This window comes from Xanthomonas sp. 3793, assembly GCF_024806835.1.
GTDB classification, from domain to species: Bacteria; Pseudomonadota; Gammaproteobacteria; order Xanthomonadales; family Xanthomonadaceae; genus Xanthomonas; species Xanthomonas arboricola_F.
In genome coordinates this window covers 40,644-62,389 of record NZ_JANTYU010000001.1, presented here as the reverse complement: position 1 = coordinate 62,389, position 21,746 = coordinate 40,644, and the positions used below count along the sequence as shown (strand labels likewise).

Annotated in this window: 15 protein-coding genes and 1 pseudogene; 5 read left to right on the top strand and 11 right to left on the bottom strand. The window is 65.7% G+C overall.

Annotated features, from left to right (window positions below; all coding sequences use genetic code 11):
* Window positions 1-409: 409 nt before the first annotated feature.
* From FHY18_RS00270 to FHY18_RS00250, 5 genes and pseudogenes are all read right to left on the bottom strand, one after another.
* Complete coding sequence (locus FHY18_RS00270) at window positions 410-2,038, bottom strand: MFS transporter (protein ID WP_259149195.1); 1,629 nt, start codon at window positions 2,036-2,038, stop codon at window positions 410-412.
* Between the two features lie 85 nt (window positions 2,039-2,123).
* The gene (locus tag FHY18_RS00265) at window positions 2,124-3,965 is read right to left on the bottom strand and encodes an amidohydrolase (protein WP_259152437.1); all 1,842 of its coding nucleotides are present in this window, start codon (window positions 3,963-3,965) and stop codon (window positions 2,124-2,126) included.
* A 113-nt stretch (window positions 3,966-4,078) separates the two neighbouring features.
* Window positions 4,079-4,516: a DoxX family protein gene (locus tag FHY18_RS00260; RefSeq protein ID WP_259149192.1), complete on the bottom strand. Its 438-nt coding sequence runs from the start codon at window positions 4,514-4,516 to the stop codon at window positions 4,079-4,081.
* Complete coding sequence (locus FHY18_RS00255; RefSeq protein ID WP_259149191.1) at window positions 4,513-5,169, bottom strand: hydrolase; 657 nt, start codon at window positions 5,167-5,169, stop codon at window positions 4,513-4,515. The genes FHY18_RS00260 and FHY18_RS00255 overlap by 4 nt, the downstream gene beginning before the upstream one ends.
* A gap of 83 nt (window positions 5,170-5,252) precedes the next feature.
* Window positions 5,253-5,642, bottom strand: a pseudogene (locus FHY18_RS00250) (AraC family transcriptional regulator); the annotation flags it as partial.
* A 464-nt stretch (window positions 5,643-6,106) separates the two neighbouring features.
* Between FHY18_RS00250 and FHY18_RS00245 the strand changes: the two are divergent.
* The 4 genes from FHY18_RS00245 (at window position 6,107) to FHY18_RS00230 (ending at window position 12,049) form a co-directional block, all read left to right on the top strand.
* Window positions 6,107-9,199: a sensor histidine kinase gene (locus FHY18_RS00245; protein ID WP_259149188.1), complete on the top strand. Its 3,093-nt coding sequence runs from the start codon at window positions 6,107-6,109 to the stop codon at window positions 9,197-9,199.
* Entirely contained in the window at window positions 9,192-9,833 is a 642-nt protein-coding gene (locus tag FHY18_RS00240) for a response regulator transcription factor (protein WP_259149187.1), read from the top strand. The genes FHY18_RS00245 and FHY18_RS00240 overlap by 8 nt, the downstream gene beginning before the upstream one ends.
* A gap of 414 nt (window positions 9,834-10,247) precedes the next feature.
* On the top strand, window positions 10,248-11,375 hold the full coding sequence (locus tag FHY18_RS00235) for a Cache 3/Cache 2 fusion domain-containing protein (protein WP_259149184.1): 1,128 nt from the start codon (window positions 10,248-10,250) through the stop codon (window positions 11,373-11,375).
* A gap of 44 nt (window positions 11,376-11,419) precedes the next feature.
* Complete coding sequence (locus FHY18_RS00230) at window positions 11,420-12,049, top strand: hypothetical protein (RefSeq protein WP_259149181.1); 630 nt, start codon at window positions 11,420-11,422, stop codon at window positions 12,047-12,049.
* A 156-nt stretch (window positions 12,050-12,205) separates the two neighbouring features.
* Here the strand turns inward: FHY18_RS00230 and guaA are convergent, their stop codons facing one another.
* The 3 genes from guaA to folD form a co-directional block, all read right to left on the bottom strand.
* Window positions 12,206-13,771, bottom strand: a complete 1,566-nt coding sequence (gene guaA, locus FHY18_RS00225; RefSeq protein WP_259149178.1) for a glutamine-hydrolyzing GMP synthase — start codon at window positions 13,769-13,771, stop codon at window positions 12,206-12,208.
* A 126-nt stretch (window positions 13,772-13,897) separates the two neighbouring features.
* Window positions 13,898-15,355 carry an IMP dehydrogenase gene (gene guaB, locus FHY18_RS00220; protein WP_259149173.1) on the bottom strand — a complete coding sequence of 486 codons (1,458 nt, stop codon included), beginning with the start codon at window positions 15,353-15,355 and terminating at the stop codon, window positions 13,898-13,900.
* A gap of 199 nt (window positions 15,356-15,554) precedes the next feature.
* Entirely contained in the window at window positions 15,555-16,448 is an 894-nt protein-coding gene (folD, locus tag FHY18_RS00215) for a bifunctional methylenetetrahydrofolate dehydrogenase/methenyltetrahydrofolate cyclohydrolase FolD (protein ID WP_259149171.1), read from the bottom strand.
* 49 nt (window positions 16,449-16,497) lie between these two features.
* Between folD and FHY18_RS00210 the strand changes: the two genes are divergently transcribed.
* Window positions 16,498-16,818 (top strand): DUF1244 domain-containing protein, encoded by a 321-nt coding sequence (locus tag FHY18_RS00210; RefSeq protein ID WP_259149169.1) that lies wholly within the window; start codon window positions 16,498-16,500, stop codon window positions 16,816-16,818.
* A gap of 97 nt (window positions 16,819-16,915) precedes the next feature.
* On the opposite strand, the gene FHY18_RS00205 is transcribed toward FHY18_RS00210, so the two are convergent.
* From FHY18_RS00205 to FHY18_RS00195, 3 genes are all read right to left on the bottom strand, one after another.
* Window positions 16,916-18,763 (bottom strand): monovalent cation:proton antiporter-2 (CPA2) family protein, encoded by a 1,848-nt coding sequence (locus FHY18_RS00205; protein ID WP_259149168.1) that lies wholly within the window; start codon window positions 18,761-18,763, stop codon window positions 16,916-16,918.
* A 169-nt stretch (window positions 18,764-18,932) separates the two neighbouring features.
* Window positions 18,933-19,826, bottom strand: a complete 894-nt coding sequence (gene galU, locus FHY18_RS00200; RefSeq protein WP_046962674.1) for a UTP--glucose-1-phosphate uridylyltransferase GalU — start codon at window positions 19,824-19,826, stop codon at window positions 18,933-18,935.
* Window positions 19,826-21,733, bottom strand: coding sequence for a nucleoside-diphosphate sugar epimerase/dehydratase (locus FHY18_RS00195; protein ID WP_259149161.1), 1,908 nt, complete (start codon window positions 21,731-21,733; stop codon window positions 19,826-19,828). Before FHY18_RS00195 ends, galU begins: the two co-directional genes overlap by 1 nt.
* Between the last annotated feature and the right edge of the window lie 13 nt (window positions 21,734-21,746).

Below are 21,746 nucleotides of genomic sequence, written 5' to 3'. Positions count from 1 at the left end.
GACCAGCTCCAGGCATGGACTGGCCAGCCACCGGTCAGCGCAGCAGCCAGTACCCGGAAGAAACCGCCACGCAGCACGACCACCAGCAACGCGACGCCTAGCCTTGGCGATGCCAGCAATGGCAGGTCAGGCAGCCGGCAGCCGATATCGATCAGCAACGCACGCGATACGCCGACCGGTGAAAGACACGCGCCCTGCCCTGGCAGACCGTGCGGCCGATCGGGCCGCCGCCAGCAAGCAGGTTGCGCCCGGTCCATTTGGCCAGCAGGCGCTTCAGCACTGCGTCTGCGCAAGCCGTTGCCAGCGCCGGCAACCGTCCTCACGCGCGGCAGGCACGGCCGATCTGGCAGCCGAAAGCGACGTCCATTTCAGCGCCGGGCCGATCGGGAGCGTCGCGCTGATGAAGTTCTCAAATATCCGCATGCGCATGCGGCGGCACCGCCACACCGCCGCCACCGACGAAGTGGCGCACCACCGGCGCGCGCTCGCCTTGATGCAGTGCGCGGATCTGCTCCTGCAACTGGCGGTCGTCGCCGGTGACGCGCTCGTGCTGGCGCAGATGTTCCAGCCACGAGGCGACGATGAAATATTCCAGTTGCACGCCGGGTGTTGCCGCGTCTTCGGCGATACCCCAGACCACCGCACCATCACGACGCCGCGCGTTACCCAGTTGCGTCATCAGCTGCAGGAAGGTCATGCGCGCGTCGGCAGCGATGCGGTATTCGACCGTCACCAGCACCGGGCCGCGGTCGTGTTCGACCGCATCCGATTGCGCCGGCACAGGCCAGTGCCCGCCGGGGGCGAGGTCCAGCTGTTCGGTGCCGGCAATGCGTGCGCGCTTGACCAGCAGCGCCGCGATCACCGCACCAACGGCGGCAATCTGCAGGGCGGTCGCGATCGAGGTGCGCTGCGCCAACGCGCCCCAGACCAGCGAGCCGGCCGCCATACCCGCGGAAAACACCACGATGTACAGCGACAATGCACGTGCGCGCACCCAGGCAGGCACCGCCGTTTGTGCGGCGATCTGCAAGGACGACAGTACGCTGATCCAGGCCAGGCCGTTGACCACCATCACCACGCACAGCACTCCGATCTGACGCGACAATGCCAGCCCCAGCAACGAGGCTGCGCACACGATGGTGGCCACAAACACCAGCAGGTCGCGGTCGTAGCGCGCACGCAGGCGTGGCAACAGCAATGCGCCACTGATCGCACCGATGCCGATGCAGCCGAGCAAGATGCCGTAGCTACCGGCGCCCAACTGCATGTCGCGACGGACCACCAACGGCAGCAATGCGGTCAACGCGCTGGCGAACAGGAAAAACCCGGCGGCCTTGATCAGCACCGCCTGCAAGCGCCCGGCGCGTGCGGCGTAGCGCAGACCGGCACGCAGGCCCGCACCGAAGCTCTCCGGCGGCAAGGCAGAGACGTGCGCATCGCGACGCCAACGCCACAACACCAGCAGCATCAGGCCGAAGGTCACGCCGTTGAGCAAAAATGCCCACGGCGGCCCGAATTGCGCCACGATCAAACCGCCAACCGCAGGGCCGATCGAGCGGGCGATGTTCATGCCGATCGAATTGAGCGCCACCGCCGAGGCCAGCATCGGCCGCGGCACCAGCTCCGACACGATTGCCGCCTGCGCAGGCATCGCCATTGCCGCGCCCATGCCCATCGCAAAGGTCAATGCCACCAGTACCCATGGGGTGAGCAACTGCAAATGCGATAGCAAGGCCAACGCTGCGGCCACCAGCAACATCCAGCCCTGGGTGAGCATCAGGTAGCGGCGGCGGTCGACGATGTCGGCCAGCGTGCCGGCCACCAGTGCGAACAGCACCACCGGCAAGGTGGTGGCCGACTGCACCGCCGCCACCATCAACGGCGAGCCGGTCTGTTCGGCCATGACCCAGGACGCGGCGACATCGTTGATCCAGGTGCCGATGTTGCTGCCTAAAATGGCCAGCCATAACGCACGAAAGATCGGCTCGCGCAGCGGCGCCCAGGCACCGCTATCGGCGGGTGCGGCAGAAGAAGTCATCGCGGCAAGGCTCCAGTGAACGGGGTGAAACAAACAAGGTGACGGGCCAGGATGCGCCGGCAGGCGCATCGCTACGGTGTCGATCTCAGAACGCGAAACACGCGCAACCCAACCCACCCCAGAAGCCGCGCAAATCATCGCTGGGCGCAGCATGCTGCGCTGCATGTCCATGCGGCCCGTGCGCGCGACAGCCATGACCATGCACGTGCGTGGCGCTGGCAAGCCCGCTGACCGCACCACCCACGTGATAGCCGCCGAAACGATTGACCGGCGACCAGTCCGGCATCGCCGGCGGCAAGGTGGGCGCCAGCGCGGCGAAGTCGCCATCGCCATGGACGATGCGACCACCCAGCACGGTCAGCACGCTGGTGATGTCGGCAATGGCGGCATCGTCGACGCGGAAGTAATCGTCCGACAACACGATGAAATCGGCCAGTTGCCCCGTCGCCAGCGTGCCCTTGTGGCTCTCATCGCCGGAGAACCACGCGCTGCCCTGCGTCCACAGCCGCAACGCCTGCTCGCGGTCGAGCAGGTTCTCTTCGCCGTACAACGCCAGGCCGCCCACGGTGCGTCCGGTGACCAGCCACGACAGCGCCACCCACGGGTTGTAACTGGCCACGCGCGTCGCATCGGTGCCGGCGCCCACCGGTACGCCGGCCGCCAACATGCGGCGCACCGGTGGCGTGTGCCGCGCAGCCTGTACGCCATAGCGCTGGACAAACGCTTCGCCCTGATAGGCCATGCGGTGCTGCACGGCGATGCCGCCGTTCAAGGCGCGAATGCGGTCGATATTGCGTGGCGTGATGGTTTCGGCGTGGTCGATGAACCAATGCAGGCCATCGAAGGGAATGTCGGCATTGACCTTTTCGTAGACATCGAGAATGCGCGCGATGCTTTCGTCGTAGGTGGCATGGATACGGAATGGCCACCGCTTCTCGACCAGCAACCGCACCACCTGCTCCAGCTCGGGCTCCAGTCCCGGCGGCAGCTCCGGGCGCGGCTCGCTGAACTGCTCGAAATCCGCTGCCGAGAACACCAGCATTTCGCCTGCCCCGTTGTGCCGCAACAGATCGTCGCCCTTGCGCACCGGCAGCATCTCGGTCCAGCCGCGGAAGTCGTCGACTTCCCTGCCTTTGTTCTGGGTGAACAGGTTGTAGGCGATGCGCACGCTCAACTGGTCGGCCGCGTGCAACTGCTCGATGACCTGGTAGTCCTCCGGATAATTCTGGAAACCACCGCCGGCATCGATCACCGAGGTGATACCCAGCCGGTTGAGTTCGCGCATGAAATGGCGGGTGGAATTGGCCTGATACTCCAACGGCAGACGCGGGCCCTTGGCCAGGCTGGCGTAGAGAATCAGCGCATTGGGCTTGGCCAGCAGCAGGCCGGTGGGGTTGCCCAGCTTGTCGCGCTCGATGCGCCCGCCGGGCGGATCGGCAGTGGCCTTGTCGTAGCCGCAGGCGCGCAAGGCCGCGCGGTTGAGCAGGGCGCGGTCGTACAGATGCAGCAAAAATACCGGTGTCTCCGGTGCGAGTGCATTGATCTCGTCCAGGGTCGGCAAGCGCTTTTCGACGAACTGATGTGCGGTGAATCCACCGACCACACGTACCCATTGCGGCGCTGGCGTGCGGTCGACCTGCGCCTTCAACATCGCCATCGCATCGGCAAGCGAGCGCACGCCATCCCAGCGCAGCTCCAGGTTGTAATTGAGCCCGCCGCGAATCAGATGGGTGTGGCTGTCGTTGAGGCCAGGCAACAGGCGCCGGCCTTGCGCATCGATGCTGCGGGCGCCAGCTGCCAGCGCCATGATCTGCGCGTCGTCGCCCACCGCCACGATGCGTCCATCGGCCACTGCTATGGCGGTGGCGCTGGGCTGACGCGGATCGAGCGTGGTGATGCGTGCATTGCGAACGACAAGATCGACCATCTCAGACTTCCTTGAAGCAGACGAAGCGCCGGGCAAGGCGCCCAACGCAAGACCGGCGGCGGCGCCCTGCATCCACAGGCGCCGCCCGGCATCGTGATCCTTCGGTGCACTGCTCATGCGGCACCACGCCTGCGCAGCCCATCCAGCGACCATGCGCCACCGCCGGCGGCGGTCAGGGCCAGCAACAGCAACAGCCACATCAGCGGATATTCCATGCCACCGTGCATCCAGAACCAGCCATTGGGCACGGCCACCACGACGGTGGTGGCGATGAACACGGCCGCCAGCGCGGCACTGACGCGCGTCCATAGACCCAGCAGCACCGCCAGCCCCGAGAGCGTCTGTACCAAGGCCAGCAGCAACGGCAGCGGCGGTGCGGACGGAAACCCGAATTGCTGTAATTCAGCAGCAAATCCAGCCAGTCCCGGTCCACCGAACCATCCCAGCAACTTGCCCAGACCATGCGGCAGCAGGAAGCCGCCGCCGGCAATGCGTAGCATCAGCAATGCCGATGCAAGACCGGCGCTGCTGCGTGGTACCGATGCGTTCAATGCCCGCCTTCCTGCGCGCCGAACATCGTCTTGGCGTACTGAATGCCGATGCCGTAGCCGCCCGCATGCGCACGCGCGATGCCGGTGGTGAGGTCGTAGGTGTCGCTGCGGGCCCAGTCGCGCTGCAATTCCAGCAGGTACTGCACACTGGTGATGGGCGCGGCGCCGGCCTGCACCATCCGCGTCACCGCGCGCTCGTGCGCTTCGTCGCTGACATCGCCGCAGGCATCGGTGATGACGTAGACCTCGAACCCCTGTTCGATCGCCGACAGCGTCGGGCCGACGATGCACACGCTGGTCCACAGCCCTGCAATCACCAGACGCTGCTTGCCGATGGCGTTGACGCGATCGATCACGCCCTGGTCTTCCCAGGCATTCATGCTGGTGCGGTCGAACACCGGCTCGCCGGCAAAGATCTCCGGCAGCTCGGGAAACAACGGGCCGGAGAACGATTTCTCTGCGACGGTGGTCAGAATCACCGGCACCTTGAAGCCCTTGGCGCCCTTGGCAATCAGCGACACGTTGTTGCGCAGCGCCGAGATGTCGATGGTATGCGTGGCGAACGCCATCTGCGATTGGTGGTCGATCAGGATCAACGCGTGATCGCCGGGCGACAACAGAGACTGACCGGGGACGGCGGTGGCGGTGGTCATGCGTGATGCTCCAGGGAGGATGAAAAAGAACCAGCGGCGTGCCGATGCGCACGCGGTGCGGTGCGCGCGGCGCAGGGGGCGTTGGCCACTTGCGCGGCAAAGCGCGCCGGCGTGCAGCCGGTGGCATTGCGGAAGCTGCGCACGAAATGGCTTTGATCGAAGAAGCACAGATCGGTGGCGATCTGGCTGATGGTGTGGCGGCCTTCGCGCAACATCGCCTGCGCGCGTTCGAGGCGACGACGCCGCAAGTACTCCATCGGGCTGGCGCCCAGCGCATCGCGAAACACGCGCGCGAAATGGAAGCGGCTCATGCAGGCAGCGCCGGCCAGTTGCGTCACGCCGATGGGCTCGTACAGATGCGTATCGATGTACTGCAGCGCTCTTGCCACGGCACGTGCGCGTGGGGCATGCGGTGCGTTGGTGGCGTTGCCTGCATGCAGATCGGGGCGACCAGCGGCAGTCAGACGTGCCATGCGGCGTCTCCGGCGAGGAATGACGCCATGGTGGGGCGAACATGCCGATCGCCCCACCCCTGATGGTGAGGCCGATCGCTCACTCTTTCGGGTGAGCAGCATGCGTGCTGCGACAAGCACGCATGGGATCGCATGGGTGCATCGCCATGGCCTGCACCGGCGCATGCAGGCCGACGCAGCGGCGAGACCGTGCGGTTGTTTCTGTCGCGCCTTGCAGTGTCCAGGTCGGCATCCGCACGACACGCAAACCAAGCGAACGCCAGCGCATGGCACGACACGCTACAAGGCAGCGTCATCGCTGCTGCAGCCAACCGATGGCATCCGGCTCAGCGCACACCGCATCGCAGCGACATGCACGCACCCCACGCCACATGACGATCCATGCGTAGCCGATTTACTGCCCGACCTGCCTCCCCCGAAAGAGGTGGTGGTGCTTGGCCCCGATCTCGCCCGACAATGCTGCAATGCCGCGCGAGCCCCCCATCCGCCTCCACCTGCTCTGGCGCCTGTGCGCAGCGGTGATCGTTGTGCTGTGCAGTTACGGGTGGCCGTGCACCCCCGTGTATGCCGAAGGCATCGCCGCAACGCGTGCTGGGCTGCTGCAATTCCACCACACCGCCTGGAGCACCGAGCGCGGCGCACCGGCCGATATCTGGGATATCCAGCAAGCCGATGCCGGGCCATTGTGGCTGGCGACCGGATTTGGGCTGTTTCAGTTCGATGGCGACCGTTTCGCGCGGCAGGCGGCGCCGGACGGCGAGGCCTATGCATCGCACAACATGACCGCGCTTGCGCTGGCGCCGGACGACACCGACTGGATCGGCTACTTCAACGCCGGCATCGATCGCCTTGCCGACGGTCACCTGACGCACTTCAGCCCGGGCAGGGACGTGCCCGCCGGCATGGTGTTCCGCATCGAGCACGATGGCAGTGGGCGCTGGTGGGCCGCCATCGATGGCGGTTTGTGCTGGTTCGATGGGCAACGCTGGCAGCGTGCAGGCGCCGACTGGGGCTACACCGCCGAGCGCGCGCATTGGCTGCTGCGCGATGTGCGCGGCACGCTCTGGGTCAGCGACGGCACCCAGATTCTGTCGTTGCGGCCTGGCGCCAAACGCTTCGAACCCAGCGGCCAGCAGGTGGGCCTCTACGTCACCATGGCCGAAAGTCCGGACGGAGCGATCTGGGTTGCAGACCCGTACCGCGGCGTGTTTGCGTTGACCGATGCGCATGGCGACGTGCTGCCCGCCGCGGCCCGTGCCCGGCTGCAATTTCCCGGGCTGTTCGCGCGGCGCATCCGGTTCATGCGCGATGGCGCGCTATGGGGCAGCGACTACGCAGCGCATGGTCTGTTCCGTATCGCCTTGCCCACATCGCCCACGCCGGTGCTGGAACGCTTCGGAACCGTACAAGGCCTGACCTCGGCCACTGCCGGCCCCTTGCTCGAAGACCGCGAAGGCAATCTGTGGGCCGGCACCAATCTGGGCCTCAACCGGTTCCGGCATCGCGCGTTGCTGCCGTTGGCGTCCTTGCTGCCGGGCCAGGCGATGGCGGTGGCGACCTTCAATCCCGCCCCGGGCACCGCCGCACGGCCGCTCCTGGCCAGCCTGCGCGATGGCCGGCTGCTGGCCTTGAGCCGCGATCGCCTCGAAGGCTTGCAGCATGGTGCGTCCCACCACATCCTGGATGTGCCGGCGACCGCCAATGGCTGGGTGCTCGGCGAGCATGCCTTGCTACGTCTGCAGGTCGGCCGCGTGCAACCGGTGGCGCTGCCGCTCGGCCTGCCGACCGGCGCCATCCGCGCCTTCGTCGTGGACAACCGCAACCATCCCTGGGTCTGCCCGGATGCCGGCGGCCCCTACGCTTTCGACGGCAACGCCTGGCAGCCGCTGCCCACTCTGCAGGACAGCCCGTGCACGGTGCTCGCCAACACGCGCGATGGTGGCGTGTGGGTGGGCACCATCAAGGGCGATGTGCGCCTGCTGCAGGGCCGGCAGGTGACGCGCTACAGCACAGAAGATGGCCTGTCGGTGGGGCCGATCACCGCCATCTGGCAAGGCCCGTCGCTCACGCTGGTCGCCGGCGAAACCGGGCTGGCGGCGCTGGGCGCCGACGGCCGGTTCCGGCAAGTGGCCGATCAGACCAATCCGCTCCTGCAAGGCATCACCGGCATCGAGCAGGACCGGTACGGCACGCTGTGGTTGAACGGCAACCGCGGCGTGGTGCAGATCGCTCAACCTGCGCTGCTGCGCAGCGTGCAATCGGGCGTGGTCAGCCCGGCGCTGCGCCTGTACGACATCATGGACGGGTTGCCCGGTGTCGCCCAGCAGGCCACACCGGTCCCCACGGCCATCGCCGCCGACGACGGCCTGTTGTGGTTCACCACCAACCAGGGCCTGGCCTGGCTGGACCCCGAACAGACCTACCGCAACCCCACCGCGCCGGAAGTCTCCATCACCGACGTGGTCGCCAACGACCGCCCCTACCCGCGCACCGCCGGGCTGCGCCTGCCCAGGTGGACGCACCGCCTGCGCATCGGCTACGACGCTGTGAGCCTGACCCGGCCCGAACGCGTGCGCTTCCGCTACCGGCTGGAGGGCGTGGACGCGCAATGGCAGGACGCCGGCAACCGTAACGAGGCGTTCTATACCAACCTCGCGCCCGGCCGTTACCGCTTCCGCATTGCCGCCGCCAACAACGATGGCGTATGGAACGCGCGCGGCGACACCCTGGACTTCGTCATCGAAGCGGCCTTCGTGCAGACCTGGCAGTTCAAGGTGTGCGTCGCGTTCGCCCTGTTGCTGACGCTTGCGATGCTGTGGCGCATGCGCACCCGGCATGTTGCCGGACGCCTGCGTGCACGACTGGAAGAGCGCTACCGCGAACGCGAACGCATCGCGCGCGAGCTGCACGACACCTTGTTGCAGGGCACCCAGGGGCTGATCCTGCGGCTGCATGCCGCCAGCCGCTCGTTGCCGCAGGACGACCCGCGCCGGCTGGAGCTCGAACAGGCGGTCGACCTGGCCGAGAATGCGCTGGTCGAAGGCCGCGACCGCGTCAACGGCCTGCGCGACAGTTATTCGCTGCGCCAGGATCTGGCCGCCGCACTGCAGCGCGCACGCGAGGCCAGCATGCCACCGCCGTCGGCCGACCTGCAGGTGTCGGTGGAAGGACGCCCGGTGGCGCTGCGCCCGCTGGTGGCCGACGAAGTGTTCCAGCTTGGCCGCGAAGCATTGGCCAATGCCGATCGCCATGCCGACGCCACGCGCATCGCGCTGGAACTGCGTTACGGTTCACGTGACTTCGTGCTGCGCATCCGCGACGATGGCTGCGGCCTGGATCCGGACGTGCTGCATGGGCATGCGCGCACCGGGCACTGGGGGCTGACCGGCATGCAGGAACGCGCCAAACGCATCGGCGCCAAGATGCAGTTGTGGTCGCGTCCAGGCAGCGGCACCGCAATCCAGATCACGCTTCCGGCCCGCACCGCCTATGCGACGCCACCGCGCTGGTGGTGGCGATTTCGACCTGCACGATCCACGGAGAGCTCCAATGGCTGAGATGGTCAAACCGACCGAGGTGCTGGTGGTAGACGATCATCCGCTGCTGCGCGACGGTCTCAGCGCCATGCTCGCCGCCGAACACGACATGCGTGTGGTCGGCGAAGCCGAAGACGGCGAACAGGCCGTGGCCTGCTACGCCAGCCTGCGCCCGGACGTGGTGCTGATGGATCTGCAGATGCCGCGCGTGGATGGCGTCGAAGCCATCCAGCGCATCCGCCGTGTCGACCCCGCCGCCAAGGTCATCGTGTTGACCACCTACACCGGCGATGTGCGTGCGGTGCGCGCACTGCAGGCCGGCGCCTGCGGCTACCTGCTCAAGAGCGCGCTGCGCCGCGAGCTGGTCGACACCATCCGCGACGTGCGCCGCGGCCAGCGGCGGCATGTGCCGGCATCGGTGGCCGAAAACATCGCCGCCCACGTGCTCGACGACGCACTATCCGCCCGCGAGACGGAGGTACTGAGCCTGGTGGCCACCGGATGCTCCAACAAGCAGATCGGCAACGCCTTGAGCATTTCCGAAGAGACGGTCAAGGCGCATATGAAGAACATCCTGGCCAAGCTCGGCGTGCGCGATCGCACCCACGCGGTCACCGTTGCCCTGCGCCGGGGAATCCTGTCGCTGGAAACCTGAGCCGCCTGCTACCCGGTGGTCGCAAGCGTCGGTCGCTCTTCAATCGCCGCTTCATCCGGTCATCGCGGTAGCGCGGCAACGGCAGGCGGGGATGCCAAGCCCCCCCCGCGCGCATCGGCCGGCTCACCCATGGCGCCGCGATGGATCGCGCCATGGAGGACTCCCCCACCCCGCTGCCCACCACGCTCGCCAGCGCCAACTCTGTAACCCGGTCCACCATTCTTGAACGCAAGGCGCACAAGGCGATCGACACGCACTGTCAAATCGATCGGCTTGAGCTATCTTATGCCCCGCCAAGCGGCATGGGGGCCGCTTCAGCATCTTGTCTGACAGCCGATAACGGCTAGGTCCGACCGCCGCACAGCGCTGCGGCGGCACTCGATTCAATCACTAAACGCGTTCAGGGGAATTGCGATGCTTCGTCACTCTTTGCGGGTGCGCCTGCTGTTGCCGGTGCTGGCCTTGGTGCTGGTCGTGGTGGTGGCCCTCACGGTCATTCTGGCCATTACCGAAGCGAACCGGGTCAAGTTCGAGACCGGCGACGCGATCGAGCGCCAGTCGGTGTCCTTGCAGACCTTGTTCGCCGTCACCCGCTCGATGATGCTCGACCGCGTCAATTCCTCGATGCGCCAGTTGCGCAAGGAAGCCAATGCGCAGGGCGCCCCGAGCATCGGCAGCGAAATCCGCGTCGCCGACCGCAACGCCAACGACCTGCTGCTGGGCCAGCGCCCGCAGGCAAACGCCTTCACCATGCTGGACGACGTCACCGCCATTCACGAAGGCACCGCGACCTTGTTCTCGCGTACCGGCGATGAGTTCGTACGCATTTCCACCAACGTCAAGAAGGACGACGGCAGCCGCGCCATCGGCACCGTGCTCGACCCCAACGGCCAGGCTGCCGCCAAGCTGCGCAACGGCGAGAGCTTCTACGGCGTGGTCGACATCCTCGGCAACCCGTACGTCACCGGCTACGAGCCGATCTTCGCCGGCAACGACAAGCGCGTCATCGGCGCCTGGTACGTCGGCTATAAGGCCGACACCCAGGCCCTGGAAAACGTGGTCAGCAGCCGTCGCGTGCTCGATTCCGGCTTCATCGCCGTGTTCGACAGCAAGAACAAGCTGCGCTTCCAGTCCACCACCGGTGCCACCACCGACACCGCCACCATTGAGCGCATCGTCAAGGACAGCCCGGACGACTGGGTCGTGACCAAGCAGGAAGTGCCCGACTGGGGCTTCACCCTGGTCTCGGCCTATCCCAAGAGCGACGTCAATGGCGTGATCGTGCGCCAGTCGCTGTGGATCGCCGGCATCGGCCTGCTGGTCTGCGCCCTGTTGCTTGGCCTGCAGTGGGCCCTGATCTGGAACCGCGTGCTGCGCCCCATCCAGCATCTGACCACCGTGGCCGAAGAACTGAGCCTGGGCAAGTGGAACCACACCATCGAAGAGGTCAACCTCAAGGATGAAATTGGTACCCTGGCGCGTGCCATCTCTCGCCTGTCCAACAGCGTCCGGTTGGCCATGGAGCGCCTCAGCAAACGCTGAGCCGCTCCGCCCGATTTCGTACCAGATGATGCAAGGAAGACGCCATGTCCAATGAATTCCGTCCGCTGATCGAGGTCCTGCGCGAGCTCAGGGCGCTGGCACTGAAGAAGGCGTCCGGCTTTCTGTTTGTCGTCACCGAAGAAAACCATTCCTGCATCGTCCGCCTCAATGCCGGGCAGATCGAAGAAGTGGTCTTCCGCATGCTGCGCAATGACGAGGCGGTGCAACGCCTCACCATGGTCGGCGCCGCGAAGGCCCGCTTCCAGACCGACCCCGGCGCCGGCCTGGGCAAGCCATCCTTGCTGAGCGAAGACTCGCGCCAGTGGTTGATGGGGGGGTTCGAGCAGGATCTGGGCGGTGCACCGGCCCCGGTGCGTGCCCCGGCTGCGCCCGCACCTGTTTCGGCGCCTGCCGCAGCCAGCGCGGCACCCACAACGCCCGCACCGGCGTCTGCCGGCAACGGCGCAGCGCCGGACGAAGCGGTTCGCCAGGCGCTGGAGAAAGTCGCATTGAATTATCTCGGCCCGATCGCCGGCATGCTCTGCGATGAAGCCTGGGAAGCCTCCAGCGACGTCGAGCAGGTGCTCAGCCAACTCGGCGCCAACCTGGCAACGCCACAGGAAGCGCAGAAATTCATGGCCGACGCGCGCGCGGCACTGACCAAGGTGCGTTGACGCCAGCCTTCAACGCAGCGCCTGCAACAAGCCGCGCAGTGCGCGGCTTTTTTGTTGCGGCGGCATCTTGCGGCCTGATTGCCAGCGATGGAATTGCCAGACATGAAAAGGGCGCCTTGCGGCGCCCTTTCGTTCGATTTCTCGAGCAGAATCAATTCACTCCCACTCGATCGTCGCCGGCGGCTTGCCGGAGATGTCGTAGACCACGCGCGAGACGCCGCGCAGTTCGTTGATGACGCGGTTGCTCACCGTGCCGAGGAAGTCGTACGGCAGGTGCGCCCAGTGCGCGGTCATGAAGTCGATGGTCTCCACCGCACGCAGCGCGATCACCCATTCGTAGGCGCGTGCATCGCCGACCACACCGACCGACTTGACCGGCAGGAACACCGCAAACGCCTGGCTGGTCTTGTCGTACAGGTCGGCCTTGCGCAGTTCGTCGATGAAGATCGCATCGGCCTTGGCCAGCAGCTCGGCGTATTCGCGCTTCACTTCGCCCAGGATACGCACGCCCAGGCCCGGGCCCGGGAACGGATGGCGATAGACCATGGTGCGCGGCAGGCCCAGTTCCACACCGAGGCGACGCACTTCATCCTTGAACAGTTCGCGCAGCGGTTCGACCAGGCCCAGCTTCATGTGTTCCGGCAAGCCGCCCACGTTGTGGTGGCTCTTGATCACGTGCGCCTTGCCGGTCTTGCTGCCGGCCGACTCGATCACGTCCGGGTAGATCGTGCCCTGCGCCAGCCACTTGGCATTGGCCAGCTTGTTGGACTCTTCATCGAAGATGTCCACGAACAGGTTGCCGATGATCTTGCGCTTGGCTTCCGGGTCGCTCACGCCTTCGAGCTTGGCGAAGTAACGGTCTGCCGCGTTGACGCGAATCACCTTGACGCCCATGTGCTCGGCGAACATCGCCATCACCTGATCGCCTTCCTGCCAGCGCAGCAGGCCGGTATCGACGAACACGCAGGTCAGCTTGTCGCCGATCGCCTTGTGCAGCAATGCGGCGACCACCGACGAATCCACACCGCCTGACAAACCCAGGATCACTTCGTCGTCCCCGACCTGCGCGCGCACGCGCGCAATCTGGTCGTCGATGATGTTGGCGGCGGTCCACAGCGTCTGGCAGCCGCAGACATCGACCACGAAACGACGCAGCAAGGTCTGGCCCTGCAGCGTGTGGGTGACCTCGGGGTGGAACTGCACGCCGTACCAGCGCTTGTCCTCGTTGGACATCGCAGCCACCGGAATGCGGTCGGTCACGGCAGTAATCGTGAAGCCGGGCGGCACTTGCGACACGTGGTCGCCATGGCTCATCCACACGTTCAACCGCGATGCGCCGGCATGGTCGGTCAGGCCGGAGAACAGCGCATCGGCCGCGACGACGTCCACCTCCGCATGGCCGAATTCGCGTTGATCGGCCGCTTCAGTGGCGCCGCCCAGTTGCGCAGCCAGGGTCTGCATGCCGTAACAGATACCAAACACCGGCAAGCCGCTGTCGAACACTTCCTGCGGCGCCACCGGCGCGCCCGGCAAGGTGGTCGACTCCGGGCCACCAGACAGAATGATGCCTTTGGCACCGAAGCCGGCAATCTCGGACGGATCGTGATCCCAGGCCCAGATCTCGCAGTACACACCGATTTCGCGAATGCGCCGCGCGATCAACTGCGTGTACTGCGCGCCGAAATCGAGGATGAGGATCTTGTCGTTATGGATGCTGGTCATTGAGAGCCGGGATTGGGGAGTTGGGATTGGAGATTCGCAAGAGCACACGCCACAACCGTTGCCGGATGAGGACGCGGTAGGCTCTTGCGAATCCCGAATGCCGAATCCCCACTCCCGTGCGCTGGTTTACCCAGCGCGATAGTTCGGCGGCTCTTTGGTGATCTGCACGTCGTGCACGTGGCTTTCGCGCTGGCCGGCGCCGGTGATCTTGACGAACTTCGGCTTGGTGCGCATGTCTTCGATGGTGGCGCAGCCCACATAGCCCATGGTCGCGCGCAGGCCACCGATGAGCTGATGGATGATGCCGCCGACCGGGCCGCGGTACGGCACGCGCCCTTCGATGCCTTCCGGAACCAGTTTGTCGGCGTCGGAAGCATCCTGGAAATAGCGGTCCTTGGACCCCTTCTCCATCGCGCCCAGGCTGCCCATGCCGCGGTAGCTCTTGTAGCTGCGGCCCTGGAACAGCTCGACTTCGCCGGGCGCCTCTTCGGTACCGGCCAGCAGTCCGCCGACCATCACCGTGGACGCACCGGCGACCAGCGCCTTGCCGATATCGCCGGAATAGCGGATGCCGCCATCGGCGATCAACGGAATGCGGTCCTGCAACGCTTCGGCCACCATGTCCACCGCGGTGATCTGCGGCACGCCGACGCCTGCAACCACGCGCGTGGTGCAGATCGAGCCCGGGCCCACGCCGACCTTGACCGCATCGGCGCCGGCATCCATCAAGGCCAGCGCGGCATCGCCGGTGACGATGTTGCCGCCGATCACCTGCAGGTGCGGATAGGTCTTCTTGACCCAGGCCACACGGTCGATCACGCCCTGCGAATGACCGTGCGCGGTATCGACGATGACCACGTCGACGCCGGCAGCGGCCAGCAGTTCGATCCGCTGTTCGGTATCGCCGCCAACACCCACGGCCGCGCCGACCAGCAGCCGCGTGGCGGCATCCTTGGCGGCGTTGGGGTTGTCGGTCTTCTTCTGGATGTCCTTGACCGTAATCAGGCCGCGCAGCTCGAAGCTGTCGTTGACCACCAGGATCTTTTCGATACGGTTGCGATGCAGCAGCTCGAGCACTTCCTCATCGCTGGCGCCTTCGCGCACGGTGATCAGGCGATCCTTCTTGGTCATGATGTGGCGAACCGGATCGTCGAGCTTCTTTTCGAAGCGCATGTCGCGGCTGGTCACGATGCCGACCAGTTCGCTGCCGTCCACCACCGGCACGCCGGAGATGTTGCGTGCGCGCGTCAGCGCGATCACTTCGCCGATGGTGGTGTCCGGGCTCACCGTGAACGGCTCGGTAATCACGCCGGACTCGAACTTCTTGACCTTGGCCACTTCGGCAGCCTGCTGCGCCGGGGTCAGGTTCTTGTGGATGATGCCGATGCCGCCCAGCTGCGCCATGGCCACGGCCAGGCGGTGTTCGGTCACCGTGTCCATCGCGGCCGACAGGATCGGCAGTTTCAGACGCAGATCGCGGGTCAGCCGGGTTTCCAGGCTGACATCCTTGGGCAGGACGATCGAATGAGCGGGGACGAGCGAAACGTCGTCGTAGGTGAGAGCTTCAGCCTGGATGCGGAGCATCGGCGGACCCGAGTTTGGGGAAGCGCGGCATTTTAACGCATTAGGGCCGCAATTGGGGAGTCTGGGGTCGGGAGTGGCAAAGACGCCGCCCTGCACCGCCCCTCAGTTCGTCAGGATGCCGATGGCCCGCCGATCCCGCACGCAATCCGGATCGGCCGACGCATGCGCTTGGCCGTCGCCTTTAACGAATCCCCAATCCCTAATCCCCAATCCCGGCCGCATCAGCGGCCTCGATGGTGTTCTGCATCAGCGTGGCCACCGTCATCGGCCCCACCCCGCCTGGCACCGGGGTAATCCAGGCCGCGCGCTTGGCTGCCGCATCGAAGCCGACATCGCCAACCAGGCGTCCGTCTTCCAGGCGGTTGATGCCGACATCGATCACCACCGCACCCGGCTTGACCCACTCGCCGGGAATCAGCCCGGGGCGGCCTACGGCCACCACCAGAATGTCGGCATTGCGCACGCTGGCCTCCAGCACATCGGCCGGGGTGAACTTGTGGCAGCTGGTGACCGTGCAACCGGCGATCAACAGTTCCAGCCCCATCGGCCGGCCGACGTGATTGCTCACGCCAACAATGGTCGCGTTGCGTCCGCGCACCGGTTGATCGGTATGCGCGAGCAAGGTCACGATGCCGCGCGGCGTGCACGGGCGCAGGCCGAATTCGCGCAACGCCAGATGCCCCACATTTTGCGGATGGAAGCCATCCACATCCTTGCGCGGATCGATCCGTTGGATCAGCCGATTGGCATCGGGAATCCCCGGCAGCGGCAGCTGGATCAGGATTCCGTGGATCTTGGGATCGGTGTTGAGTTCGTCGATCAGGGCCGCCAGCTCGGCCTCGCTGGTGCCGTGCGGCAGGTCGTAATCGAACGCTGCGATACCCACTTTTTCCGCCGCGCGCCGCTTGTTGCGCACATACACCGACGACGCCGGATCGCCACCCACCAGCACCACCGCCAACCCGGGCCGCGCCTTGCCCGCTGCCACGCGCGCATCCACGCGCAGCTTCAGCCCGTCGAGCAGGTCCTCGGCAATGCGGCGACCATCGAGAAGGCGGGCCGAAGCGGAGGCAGCTGGCGCGGAAGCGGTCATGGGGCGTCAGGTGTAGAGTCGAAGGCCGTCTATTGTCCCCGATTCCGTCATGACCGACACCACCTTGCCCACCGATTCGACTACCACCGCCATCGAAGCGGCCGCATTCCGCCGATTGCTGCAGCATCTCAATCAGCAGCGCACCGATGTACAGAACATCGACCTGATGATCCTGGCCGGCTTCTGCCGCAACTGCCTGGGCGACTGGTACCGCGAAGCGGCCGAGGCACAGGGCCAGCCGATGAGCAAGGAACAGGCACGCGAGGCGGTCTACGGCATGCCGTTCGCGCAGTGGAAGCAGCAGCACCAGAAAGACGCCACTGCCGAACAGCTCGAAGCCTTCGCTGCGGCTCAGCGCAAACACGGCTGATCGTTGGCTCTGTCCGCTGGCACCGCGCAATGGCCGGTATGCCAGCGATGACGGTGCTGATTCGTGGCGATCGAGAAGACTCGCGCCTTCGCGCCGCTCAGTCCCGCACGCTCGGCTCTTCGCCAGCCGCGACCGCCGCTTCACGGTTGAGCGACCGGCTCTCCCGGCGCGGCGGCGTAAACGGCGTAGGCTTGGGCACCGTCGGCGTGATGTTGCCGAACATTAACCCTGCCCCGGCACGGACATTCCCCGCCGCGATTTCCAGCTCCAGCCGCTCCGCATCGCGGCGGCGGATCTCGCGCGCGATCGTGCCGGCCTCGTCCTCATCCACGCCCAGCTCGACCAGCGCCATCTGGCCGAAGGTCACCGCCGACTCGAAGGTTTCGCGGATCTGGTAATCCACACCGGCCGCGATCAGTTGCAGCGAATGCTCACGATCGAACGAACGCACCAGCAGGCGCGCATGCGGAAACTCGCGGGTCGCCAGCTCGACGATGCGGTTGGCCGCTTCGCGATCGTCGATGCATACCGCGATTGCGCGCGCACTGTGCGCGCCGGAGGCGTGCAGCACATCGAGCCGCGTGCCGTCGCCATAATAGATCTTGAAACCGAACTCTTCTGCGCTCTGGATCATCTCGATGTCGTTATCGATGATGGTCACGTCCACGTCGCGCGCCAGCAGCGACTGGCTGGCCACCTGGCCGAAGCGGCCGAAGCCGATGACCAGCACGCTGCCGGTCTGACCGTTGGCCGCTTCCACTCCCTCCAGCGACACCTCCGGCGCGGGCGTCAAACGCCGCTGCACCAGGACGAACAACGGCGTCAGCGCCATCGACAGCACCACGATGGCAGTGAGGGTGGCATCGACCTGCGCATCGATCACGCCCGATGCCGAGGCCGCGGCAAACAACACAAAGGCGAACTCGCCACCCTGCGCCATCAGCACACCACGGTCCATTGCCTGGCGATGATCACTGCCCATCACCCGCGCCACCGCATAGATGCAGATCGCCTTGCCCACCATCAGCGCCAACACGCCGACGAGGATGAGCCGCGAGTCGGCTGCGACCACGCGCAGGTCCAGGCTCATGCCCACACCCAGGAAGAACAGGCCCAGCAGGATGCCGCGGAACGGCTCGATATCCGCTTCGATCTGATGGCGGAAGGTGGATTCGGACAACAGCACCCCGGCGAGGAAAGCGCCCATCGCCATCGACAACCCGCCTACCTGCATCAGCAGCGCCGCGCCCAACACCACCAGCAGCGCCGCGGCCGTCATCACCTCGCGCGCCTTGGACGCAGCCAGGACCCGGAACAGCGGATTGAGCAGCCAGCGCCCGGCAACCAGCAGGCCGACGATACAGGCCAGGCCAATGCCGATGTCGTGCCAGCGCTGCGACGCGGCCTGCGGGTCGCCACTGGAACCCATCCACGCCACGATCGCCAGCAACGGGACGATCAGCAAATCCTCGAACAACAGGATCGCCACGATCTTCTGCCCCGAAGGCAAGGCCACGTCGCCGCGCTCGGCCAGCAACTGCATCACCACCGCTGTCGAGGTCAGCACGAAACCGGACGCGGCCACGAAGGCGACCGGTGGCGGAAAACCCAGCAACATCCCGATACCGGTCAGCACCAGTGCGCACAGGCAGATCTGCACGGTGCCCAGGCCGAAGATTTCCTTGCGCAGGCTCCACAGATGCGACGGCCGCATCTCCAGCCCGATCACGAACAGGAACATCACCACGCCCAATTCGGCGACATGCAGGATCGCCTGCGGGTCGTCGAACAGGCCCAGTCCGAAGGGCCCGATCGCCAGCCCCGCTGCCAGATAGCCGAGCACCGAGCCCAGGCCCAACCGGCGAAAGAGCGGGATAGCAACAACCGCAGCGCCCAGCAGAGCGACAACGTTGATCAATTCACTGGCGTGCGCAGATTGGCTCATGCCTGGATTCTAACGACACGCACGCGCCGATGCCTTGCATCTGCTTGCTTGTTGCGCCGACCAGCCCGGATGCCGACGTTTCCACGAAGCCTCCTCCCCTGTAATCGGGACGCCGAAACGACGAACGACGCCAGCTGGCGTCGTTCGTGATAAAACATTCGTGGCGCGATCAGCCGCGCGCGTCGGCCTGGGCCAATGCGTTGCGCAGAATTTCCTTCGCCGGCCCACCATGCTTCTCATGCTCGAGCGCAAAGTGGACGGTCGCCTCGATCAAACCGATGTGCGCGCCGCAATCGAAACGACGGCCTTCGAACCGGAACGCGTCGACCTGCTCTTTCTTCAACAACTCGGCAATGGCATCGGTCAGCTGGATCTCGCCGCCGGCACCTGCACCGGTGGCTTCGAGCAACTCGAAAATCTTCGGGCTGAGCACATAGCGACCGACCACGGCCAGATTACTCGGGGCCACTTCCGGCTTGGGCTTTTCGACGATCGCATTGATGCGACCCTTACGGCCGTCGAATGCGTCGGTGGACACGATGCCGTAGCTGGCGGTCTTGTCGTGCGGCACGTCTTCCACGGCGATGACGCTGCCACCGGATGCTTCGGCCACATCGGCCATCTGGGTCAGCGCGGCGTCGCCACGGTTCCACATCAGATCGTCCGGCAACAGCACCGCGAACGGCTCATCGCCGACCACGGCCTTGGCACACAACACCGCATGCCCCAGACCCAGCGCCTCGGCCTGCGTCACGAAAATGGCGCGAACCCCTTCCGGCAGCGCATGCCGCACCAGCTCCAGCTGCTCCAGCTTGCCCGCACGCTCGAGCTTCTGCTCCAGCTCGTAGGCCTTGTCGAAGTAGTCGGCGATCGAGTGCTTGTAGCGATTGGTCACGAAGATCAACGTATCGCAGCCGGCCTGGATGGCCTCGTCGACGGCGTACTGGATCAATGGTTTGTCGATGATTGGCAGCATTTCCTTCGGCACCGTCTTGGTCGCCGGAAGAAAGCGGGTCCCAAGACCTGCGACGGGGAATACGGCCTTGCGAATACGCTGGCTCATTACAGTCTTCTGACCTCACGTGCGGGGAATGGAACGACCGTATCAGATCGCGCGTCGACTTTCCGTCGAGCAGCCGCAAAATCCGGCATCAGACTGCCCAGCACAGTCTCCATTGCCTTGATGTCATAGCGATTAACCGCCTCGCGCAGACGCGTCACCAGCTGCAGCACCTGCTCGTGCGAGAACTCGCGCACGCCGGCTTCCAGGATCTTGGGATGCGCGGTCGGGCGGTAGTCTTCGTCGGAGTAGAACAGCGTCTCGTGCAGCTTCTCGCCCGGACGCAGACCGGTGTAGAGAATTGCCACATCCTTGCCCGGCTGCTTGCCGGCAAGACGGATCATCTGCTCGGCAAGCAGCCGGATCGGCACCGGCTCGCCCATGTCCAGCGTATAGATCGCGCCATGCGAGGCCGAGGCAGCTGCCTGGATCACCAACTGGCAGGCCTCGGGGATGGTCATGAAGTAGCGCGTCACATCCGGATGCGTCACGGTGACCGGGCCACCCTGGCGGATCTGCTCGCGGAACAGCGGCACTACGCTACCGGCCGAATCCAGCACATTGCCGAAGCGCACGGTGATGAAGCGCGTGGGCGCATCACGCGCGTCAAGACTCTGGCAGATCATCTCCGCGTAGCGCTTGCTTGCGCCCAGCACATTGACCGGCTCGACCGCCTTGTCGGTGGAAATGAACACGAACGTCTCGATGCGTGCGCGCTGACAGGCACGCGCCACGTTTTCGGTCGCCAGCACATTGTTGCGCACGGCCTCGCGCAGCTGCTCTTCCAGCAAGGGCACCTGCTTGTACGCGGCGGCATGAAACACCGCGTCGGGGGCGGCGGTATTCAATGCGTGCGCCACCACGGCCGGATCGCCGCAATCGCCGAGCACCCGTACCACTTCGATATCGGGGAACAATCGACGCAGGTCCGAATCGATGGTCAACAGCGCCAGCTCGTCGATTTCCAGCAGCACGATGCGGCGCGCCCCATGGCGCGCGCACTGACGGCAGACCTCCGAGCCGATCGACCCGCCGGCACCGGTCACCATCACGGTCTTGTTGGTCAGCCAGTCGCGGATCAGGCGCCAGTCCGGCGTCACCGGCTTGCGATTGAGCAGGTCCTCGATGGCGACTTCCTTCAATTCGCCGGGCAGCGAGCGGCCTTCCAGCACATTGATCAGCTTGGGCACCATCCGGAACGGCAGGCCGGTACTCTCGCAGATCGCCACCACGCGCTGCATGCCGGATGCATCGAGCGACGGGATCGCGATCACCAGCAGCTTGGCGGCGGTCTCTTTCGCGATCGACGCGGCCTGATCCAGATTGCCCAGCACGTTGAGGCCCTGAATCTTTGCGCCATGCAGGTTGTTGGCATCGTCCAGAAAGCCGACCGGAACGAAGGTGCCGGTGCGGCGAAGGTCGCGCACCAGACCTTCGGCAGCCCGCCCGGCGCCCAGGATCAGCACGCGTTGCGCCGCATCTCCGGAGTGCGCAATCTGGTAGTCCTTCCAGGCGCGATACAGCAGGCGTGGCGTCCCCAGCAGCGCAGACAGCGCAAACGGATAGACCACCAGGACCGACAACGGCACGCCGTCCAGGCGGTCGTACGACAGCGCCAATACGATCGCCACCAGGCCGAGAAAGCTCGACTTGAAGATATTCCACAGGTCGGGCACCGACGCGAAGCGCCACAGCCCGCGGTACAGCCCCATCTTCCAGAACACCAGGCCCTGTGCCACCAGGACCACGGCGGTGCGCCAGTCCCACAGCGGAAGATCCGGCGCCTCGCGCAACATCGAGTAGCGGCCCGCATGCAGCAGCTGCCAGCACACCCAGACCATCAGAAGGTCGTGCAACACGACTGCCACTTGCGGCAGCGCCTTGGTCAAACGGTCACGCCAGGAAATCATAAGAATCCATTAT